Origin of the sequence: Paraburkholderia sp., assembly GCF_035656215.1 — a bacterium.
GTDB lineage: Bacteria > Pseudomonadota > Gammaproteobacteria > Burkholderiales > Burkholderiaceae > Paraburkholderia.
In genome coordinates this window covers 1-8,085 of sequence record NZ_DASRSY010000006.1, presented here as the reverse complement: position 1 = coordinate 8,085, position 8,085 = coordinate 1, and the positions used below count along the sequence as shown (strand labels likewise).

At 61.9% G+C, this 8,085-nt stretch carries 9 protein-coding genes; 7 read left to right on the top strand and 2 right to left on the bottom strand.

From position 1 onward, the window contains the following. The 5 genes from VFE81_RS00255 to VFE81_RS00235 all read left to right on the top strand — a co-directional run. Positions 1–533 (top strand): phosphotransferase (locus VFE81_RS00255; protein ID WP_325042670.1); only part of this gene is annotated, 533 nt, incomplete at its 5' end. Then, positions 524–1,330, top strand: a complete 807-nt coding sequence (locus tag VFE81_RS00250) for a BPSS1780 family membrane protein (protein ID WP_325042669.1) — start codon at positions 524–526, stop codon at positions 1,328–1,330. The genes VFE81_RS00255 and VFE81_RS00250, both read left to right, overlap by 10 nt. 246 nt (positions 1,331–1,576) lie before the next feature. Continuing rightward, positions 1,577–2,029, top strand: a complete 453-nt coding sequence (locus VFE81_RS00245) for a MarR family transcriptional regulator (RefSeq protein ID WP_325042668.1) — start codon at positions 1,577–1,579, stop codon at positions 2,027–2,029. 173 nt (positions 2,030–2,202) lie between these two features. Beyond that, positions 2,203–2,622 carry an organic hydroperoxide resistance protein gene (locus VFE81_RS00240; RefSeq protein ID WP_325042667.1) on the top strand — a complete coding sequence of 140 codons (420 nt, stop codon included), beginning with the start codon at positions 2,203–2,205 and terminating at the stop codon, positions 2,620–2,622. 270 nt (positions 2,623–2,892) lie between these two features. Then, positions 2,893–4,392, top strand: coding sequence for a deoxyribodipyrimidine photo-lyase (locus VFE81_RS00235; RefSeq protein ID WP_325042666.1), 1,500 nt, complete (start codon positions 2,893–2,895; stop codon positions 4,390–4,392). A 291-nt stretch (positions 4,393–4,683) separates the two neighbouring features. Here VFE81_RS00235 and VFE81_RS00230 read toward each other — a convergent pair whose 3' ends face one another. Together VFE81_RS00230 and VFE81_RS00225 are read right to left on the bottom strand one after the other, a co-directional pair. Further along, positions 4,684–4,860, bottom strand: a complete 177-nt coding sequence (locus VFE81_RS00230) for a DUF3563 family protein (RefSeq protein ID WP_120306126.1) — start codon at positions 4,858–4,860, stop codon at positions 4,684–4,686. A gap of 107 nt (positions 4,861–4,967) precedes the next feature. Then, entirely contained in the window at positions 4,968–6,161 is a 1,194-nt protein-coding gene (locus tag VFE81_RS00225; RefSeq protein ID WP_325042665.1) for a PHB depolymerase family esterase, read from the bottom strand. A 358-nt stretch (positions 6,162–6,519) separates the two neighbouring features. Here VFE81_RS00225 and VFE81_RS00220 point away from each other — a divergent pair, with 358 nt between their 5' ends. Then, a complete protein-coding gene (locus VFE81_RS00220) occupies positions 6,520–7,221 on the top strand; it encodes a phosphatase PAP2 family protein (protein ID WP_325042664.1) in 702 nt (233 codons plus the stop codon). Positions 7,222–7,386: 165 nt separating this feature from the next. Continuing rightward, positions 7,387–8,085: molybdate ABC transporter substrate-binding protein (gene modA, locus VFE81_RS00215; RefSeq protein WP_325042663.1), on the top strand; the 699-nt coding region annotated here is incomplete at its 3' end.

The following is an 8,085-nucleotide window of genomic DNA, read 5'->3' as shown; positions in this document are numbered from 1 at the left end:
TGCCGTTTCTGGAAGGCGCACAGCGTGACTTGCTGTCGTCCGAACTGGCGCATCAGGAGGCTTTTTTCGCGTCGGCGGATTACGCCGACTTACCCGAGGGCCCCTGCCACGCCGACCTGTTCCGCGACAACGCGCTGTTCGCGCATGCCGCGCCGGACACCGGCCACGAGGTGCGCCTGGGCGGCTTCTTCGACTTCTATTTCGCCGGCTGCGACAAGTGGCTGTTCGACGTCGCGGTAACGGTCAACGACTGGTGCGTCGACCTCGCCACCGGCAAGCTCGACGACGCGCGCACCGAAGCCATGCTGCGCGCCTACCAGACCGTGCGCCCGTTCACCGTCGAAGAAAACCGCCATTGGGGCGACATGTTGCGTGCGGGCGCTTACCGCTTCTGGGTCTCGCGCCTGTATGATTTTCATTTGCCGCGCGCGGCCGAGTTACTCAAACCGCACGACCCCGGCCATTTCGAGCGCATTCTGCGCGAACGCCTGTCCGGCGTTGCACTTCCAGGCATTCATACCCCATGCAACTGATCGAAGTCCCCGCGAAAACCGGCTATGTCTGGTTCCGGCAGGGTATCTGGCTGTTCCGCAAGAACCCGCTCGCGTTTCTGACGCTGTTCTTCACCTATCTGCTGGTCATGACGCTGATGTCGCAAATTCCGGTAATCGGCGGCGTGCTGCCGCTGGCCTTCATTCCGGGTGTCGCAGTCGGCTTCATGGCGGCGTGCCGTAACACCATCGCGGGCAAGCCGGTGTTCCCGACCATTCTGGTGGACGGCTTTCACTCGTACGGCCCGGTGGTCGCCAAACGTCTGCTGGTACTGGGCGTGCTGTATGTCGTCGCAATGGCGCTGGTGCTGGCCGGCTCGGCGCTCGCCGACGGCGGCATGCTGCTGAAGGTCATGCTCGGCGCCGCCACGATGGATCAGGACGCGATCGCCAACAGCAATATCCCGCTCGCCGTGATCGCCGCATTCGCGTTCTACATTCCGGTAGCAATGATTTTCTGGTTCTCGCCGGTTCTCATCGCGTGGCACGATGTGCCCCCCGTCAAGGCGATGTTCTTCAGTATCGTCAGTTGCTGGCGCAATCGCGGCGCGTTCATCGTATTCGGCGCATTGTGGTTCGCGGTGGCGACCACGGTTTCGTTCGGTTTGTCCGCGCTGATGCAGGCGCTGGGCGCGGGCGATTTCGCGTTCGCGATCCTGATGCCCGCCACGATGATCGTCACGACCATGCTGTATTGCTCGTTCTACGCGACTTATCGCGGCTGCTTCGGCGTGCAAACGCCCGAAACGCCGGACCTGCCGACCACGCCAGCGGCCTGAGCGCAGACTTGCGTGTTGTGGGGCGCTGTTCTAGCGCCCGTGCGGTATCACTCGGGAGCATCGCCACTTCTTGCGTGGTGCACACCGCCTGCCTCTGCCCAAGAGCGCAACCCACTCCCGCCTTACGCCGCCGCGCTGCCCCGTTGCGGTGTCGAATCCTTACCCACACTCGTCACCTTCCCTCGATTTGCGGCACAATGGTTTGCGCGCAATCGATTTGCACGCTCTTTTTAGACGAGATGCATCATGACCCAGCGCCCCGCTTTGCCCTTCACACTCGACGAGCAGCTCTGCTTCGCGCTCTATTCGACCTCGCTTGCGATGACGAAAGCGTACAAGCCACTGCTCGACAAGCTCGAACTCACCTATCCGCAATATCTGGCGATGCTGGTGCTCTGGGAAGCCGACGACATCACGGTCAAAGACCTCGCCGCGCGACTGAATCTCGACTCGGCAACGGTCACGCCGCTGCTCAAACGTCTCGAAGCGCAAGGCTACCTGGAACGGGTACGCGGTATCGAAGACGAGCGGCTCGTCTATATCCGGCTCACCAAAGCAGGCGCCGCCCTGAAGCGTCAGGCACGCGAAGTGCCGGCTGAAATCTTCTGCGCGACCCAGCAGACGCCGGAATTCCTGCTTCGTCTGCGCGTCGATTTGACACGCCTGCGCACCACGTTGAACGATTACATGGACCACTAACCGGCCTGCTTCAAAAAGCACGCTATCGGTGTGATGCGAAAAATCATTTGCACACAAATGATTTGTGTACTACCTTTATCACATGCCGCTTCGATAGCGCTCTGCCAGAACGGCGGCCAAGCAAGGTGCGGCAAGCATGCAGATCCTGATAACCCAGACGAAGGAGCAGCAAAATGAACATCCTCTACAAAGCAAGCGCAACCAGCACCGGTGGCCGTGACGGCCGTGCAGTATCGTCGGACAATGCGTTGGACGTGAAGTTGGCCGCCCCGCGCGAACTGGGCGGCAACGGCGCAGCGGGCACAAACCCGGAACAACTCTTTGCAGCCGGCTACTCGGCGTGTTTCCTGAGCGCGATGAAGTTTGTCGCCGGCCAGAAGAAGCAGACTTTGCCGGCTGACACGCAAGTCACGGCAGAAGTGGGGATTGGCCCGAACGACAACGGCGGCTTCGCGCTCGACATCGATCTGCGCGTTTCGTTGCCGGGTCTGGCCGCTGACGCAGCCAGGGAACTGGTCGACGCAGCGCATCAAGTCTGCCCGTACTCGAACGCTACGCGCAACAACGTTGCAGTGCGTCTGCAAGTCGCGTAAGGCACGGCCTCAACGGCTAGCTGATGAATAGTTGACGCCGGCGCGGCAAAACCGCGCCGCCCTGAACAGCGCCCGCACCCTGCAAAACAGGGCGGGCGCTGCGCCGTTTTACGGACACGGCACGCAATGTGCCACACCGATCCGTGCGATCACCTACCATCACCAGCCCTGTGAATAGGCGCTCGGTTTAGTAATATCGTCGCCTGGCAGCTCATCATTGCGACGGTCGATCCTTTGCCGCGCAGCCGTTCACCCTGACCTGCGATTCCGATGACACGCGTCCGACGCCTGAACGACACCTTCGATACCGGCCTGGTCTGGTTTCGCCGCGACCTGCGCAGCACGGACAACGCCGCGCTCTACTACGCGCTCAAGCATTGCGAGCGCGTCTGGTGCGTGTTCGTATTCGACACGACGATCCTGCAACCATTGATCGACGCATGGCAAATTCGCCATCCGCATACGCAGCCGCAAGACCGCCGCGTCGAGTTCATTCTTGCTGCATTGGGCGAGCTGGATGAGGCATTGTGCGCCAGGGGCAGCGGCCTCGTCGTGCTGTATGGCGATCCGGCCGATCTCGTGCCCAGACTCGCCGACGAACTCGGCGTCGATGCGATATTCACGAATCACGATTACGAACCGGTTGCGATCGAGCGTGACGAGACGGTGCGCGTGCGGTTGGCCGTTGCCGGACGCCAATGGCTGACGTTTAAAGATCAGGTGATCTTTGAGCGTGATGAGGTGCTGACAGGCCAGAACAAACCGTTCACGGTATTCACGCCATACAGGAACGCATGGCTCAAGCAGCTGACGGCCTTCGATCTGAAGCCGTATCCGGTCGAGACCTACGTGAAGCATCTGGCAGTATTGCCGCCCGAACTGGAGCGCCAGTTGCCAAGGCTCGATCAGCTCGGCTTCACACCGAGCAATCTGGCGGAACTCAACTTGCCTGGCGGCATGAGCGGCGCGCAACGTCTGCTCGACGACTTCATGACCCGCATCGACAGCTACAAGGATCGGCGCGACTTTCCCGCCGTCAAAGGTCCGAGCTATCTGTCGATGCATCTGCGCTTCGGTACTGTCTCGATCCGCACGCTCGCGCGGATCGCGCACGAGATCTCGCTGCAGCCCGACGGGCAAGGCTCGGCCACGTGGCTTTCGGAACTGATCTGGCGGGACTTTTACTTCATGATCCTCGCGCACCATCCGAGGCTGGCGGCCGGCGCGTCGTTCAAGGAAGAGTACGACCGGCTGCGCTGGGAGCAAGGCCCGGAAGCGGACGAGGCATATGCCGCGTGGTGCGACGGCCGCACCGGCTATCCGCTGGTCGACGCCGCGATGCTGCAACTGAACCGCACCGGCTATATGCACAATCGCCTGCGGATGGTGACAGCGAGTTTTCTGGTGAAGGACCTGGGCGTCGACTGGCGGCTCGGCGAGCGCTACTTCGCCGAACAATTGAACGACTTCGATTTCTCGGCGAACAATGGCGGCTGGCAATGGGCCGCGTCGACGGGATGCGACGCGCAACCGTATTTCCGGATTTTCAACCCGATCACTCAATCCGAAAAATTCGACGCCGAAGGACGTTTTATCAAACGCTACCTTCCCCAGCTTGCAAAACTACCGGCCAAATGGATTCACGCGCCGTGGCTCGCAGGCGCGGCACGGCTCGCGGAATTCGACGTGGTATTGGGCAAGGATTATCCGGTGCCGATCATCGACCATGCCAAAGCACGGCTGCGCACGTTGGCGCGTTTCGGCAAGTAAGCGTGTGCTCACACCGATCCGATTAAGAACGTCTGAAGGAGACTAATAGATGTGCTGGTCGGCGTCGCTGCATTGTCGTGCTGACATTTGCATACTGGCGACGAGACCGCTGGGCAAACGGACTACAGGTACTCTATGTCGCTTGGGCGGGGTTCGCCGCGGTGTCGAATCACGCGCCGTGGCAATTGAATCCGGCTGTCCAGGCGCTTCCAGCAACCTGTGGGAGCTTGGGCGCCTCGCCCCCAACACCGGCGTTCTTCACTACGCGCCGATGCTTCAAACTCGCGCAGCTTAGTGCTGGCTCATCCACGACGGTTGGCGAGTGGTCGCTTCGCGATCCAGCTTGCGCATACGGAATTCCAGATCGTACAGATCGGTTGCTTCTGCGAGGAAAGCGTCAGCGCGTTCTTTCGCGAGTTGATCGGGCGATTTGGTCAGGAACAGAAACAGGCGGCTAAGCAGATACATGGTCAACCTCGACAATGAGTTTAGGCACTAACGCCTAAGGGATAACCCGTATTATAGGGAAAACCCTAGGATTACGCCAACACTCATTTCGAAGTGTTGCTCCAACGTCACCGTGCGCCCGCCGAGGCTTCTGTGACGGTGCTTTCAGCGGTACTGCCGGCCCCAACGCGGCGCTGGTGCCTGAAGAATTCCCACACCAGGGCGCTTGCGTCCGGCCCCTTGGCGGAATGGAACGGCACGGCGTCGTCGCCACCGCTCCAGGCGTGCGCGAGCCCTTGCACACGGCACAGCCGCACCACACGTCGGCCGCCGCGCAGATAGTCACGCATTACCACGCCACCTTTGCGCTCTTCCTTGACTTCACCGGATTTGCGCGCGCCTTTCTCGTCGACGATCCGGTTCAGGCGAAGAAACTGTTCCGCCAACTGGTCCGCATTGACCGGGGCGACCACATGGTCGGCGTCGCCATGGAGGATGATGGCCGGCATACCGGGGTATTCCGCCACGTTAACGAGGCTGTCGACTAACTCGGCCGGTTCATGTCGCGCGCCGCGGCGCATCACGTCCATCGCCGTAATGCCGGAGCGAGCTTCCCCGAAAGCGGGGCCGGAATGCAGCGCGACCGCCGCGAAATGCTCCGGATAGTTGACAGCCAGAAGCGCCGTCAGGCCAGCCCCGGCGGAGATTCCGGCGACATACACACGCTCGCTGTCGAAGCCATGCTGGGCAACCAGCGAATCAACGAGGGAGACGACCGCACGCGCCTCGGCGCCGCCGGCGCTGTCACTGGCGTCGTACCAATGCCAGCAGCGATGCGAGTGTACGTGCTTCGACTGTTCCGGATAAGCCACGGCAAAGCCGAACCGGTCCGCCAGCACGTTCATCCGCGTGCCTTCGGCAAATTCGTCAATCGACTGGGTGCAGCCGTGCAGCATCACGACCAGCGGCATCAATTCGCCCACATGACCGGACGGGATATACAAACCGTACTGAAGGTGATTGACGAGGCGCCCAGGCGCGGCAGGCGCCGAATGGAACGAACGCGTCCACGAACCGCTTGCCCATGCCGAAGCACGCGGACGAACCCGCGACTCCCGTGGGGCAGCGCGCGGCGCCTCGCGTTTCGCGGATGCGCGCAGCGCGGCCGCCGGTTTGACAGGACGGACCTTAGCCGAAGGCTTGCTGGTGGCAGTTCGTGCCGGCCGTGTGGGGGCGCGCTTGGTTGTGTGCGCTTGCTCGGTTTGAATAGCGAGCAGGCGTTTGAGACCGCGCAGCCAGATGTTCGATAGACTTTTTGCCATCGGCGGATAACCTCGCAAAAAGGGACAGGGGTCGTTCGATAGAACGACGCTTTGTTGTGCAATGCACAATAACACCAATCCTCATGCGATGCTGGAGGCCCGAACCACTGCCGAACACCGAATTTTCCGCCGGGCGAACCTTGCAGCAACACCAACGTCAAACCATTGCAACGCTTGTTCGCCAGCCCACGTCCGTTCACAAAAAGCGTGCCGGGCGGCAAATCCGGCCTGCAGCACCCATCTATACTGGTGGGTAAATAATTTCGGTTTACGCCCTTGGGCGCGTCGGCGATTCATGCCGTTCGCGCGTTAAATCATTACCAACCCGATTCTACGCGGCCTTGGTCGCGCTTTTGCCATGCCCGATTTACCTGTCCATCTGTGGTACTCGATCACCAGCCTCGGCGGCGCCGGCATGACGCTGCCGCTCGCGATCGCCATCGCACTTTGGCTGGCGATCGGCTACACGTGGCGCATGGCTGCCGGCTGGTTGCTGCTGCTTGGCGCGGCCATCGGCATTGTGACCGTGACCAAACTGGCCTTCCTCGGCTGGGGCGTCGGCGTGCGCGAACTGGACTTCACGGGCGTCAGCGGTCACGCCATGCTGTCTACCGCCGTCTATCCGGTCGCGCTGTTCCTGATGTTGCTCCCGGCGCGTCCGGCGATTCGTCTGCTTGGCGTCTTACTGGGCCTGGCCGCAGGCATCGCGGTGGGCTTGTCGCGCGTCGTGCTGAGCGCTCACTCGCCCTCTGAGGCCGTCACCGGCTGCCTGGTCGGCGCGCTGGCGGCGCTGGTCTTCGTGCGCATGGCGTGGAATCTTGAGCCGGGCCGGTTGTCGGCATTGCCCGTCACCGCGAGTCTGATGGTCCTCGCGATACTGATGCACGGCGTACATGTGCCGACGCAACGCTGGGTCACGCATATCGCGCTGACGGTGTCCGGTCACGACCGGCCGTTCATTCGCGCCAAGTGGAAGGCCGTGCGTGATGTACGTCCCGCCACGGCGCCCCTGTCGCAGACGCTCAACACGCTGACGCCACCGCCTTCGTCGGACGCCTGAAGCACACTCAACTGATTGCCCGTCCCGCTGAAACCCAGCCTGCCGACTCGTGCGCAGCTTTATGCGCGCGACTGAATGATCGTCATGGGTACCGCTATAACCTCTCATATATTACGATAGCGTTTTAACCCGCCGTTCCGGCCCACGCCGGACATCCAAGCCTTCATGACTCTGTCCCGCCGCCTTGTGAAACATGCGCTGTTCATCGCCAGCGCCATCTCCGTTGCCGTCAGCGCCAACGCACGTGCCGACGAGCTGGTGGTCTCCGCCGCCGCCAGCCTGACCAACGCGTTCAAGGCGGTGAGCGAGGTCTTCGAACAGCAGCATCCCGGCACCAAGATACTGCTGAACTTCGGCGCGTCCGACGTGCTGATGCAGCAAATCGCCAAAGGCGCGCCAGCCGACGTCTTCGCCTCCGCGGATCAGAAAGCGATGGACAAAGCCGCCGCGGAAAAAGTAATCGTTCCGGCCACGCGCAAGGACTTCGCCGCCAATTCGCTGGTGCTGATCGTGCCGACTGACAGCCGTTTCGCGCCAGCCTCGCTGAACGATCTGGCGTCGGCGAATGTGAAGCGCGTGGCTTACGGCGATCCGGCTTCGGTGCCGATTGGCCGCTATGCGCAAGGCGCGCTGCAAGCCGCGGGCGTGTGGGACGCGGTCAGCGCGAAGGCCGTGCTGGCATCGAACGTACGCCAGAGCCTGGACTACGTGTCGCGTGGCGAAGTCGACGCCGGTTTCGTATTCAGCACCGACGCCGCGGTCATGCCGGACAAGGTCAAGGTCGCGATGAACGTGCCGACGCAAACGCCGATTACCTATCCGATCGCGCAAGTCGAAGGCAGCCGTCACGCGGCCGACGCGCAG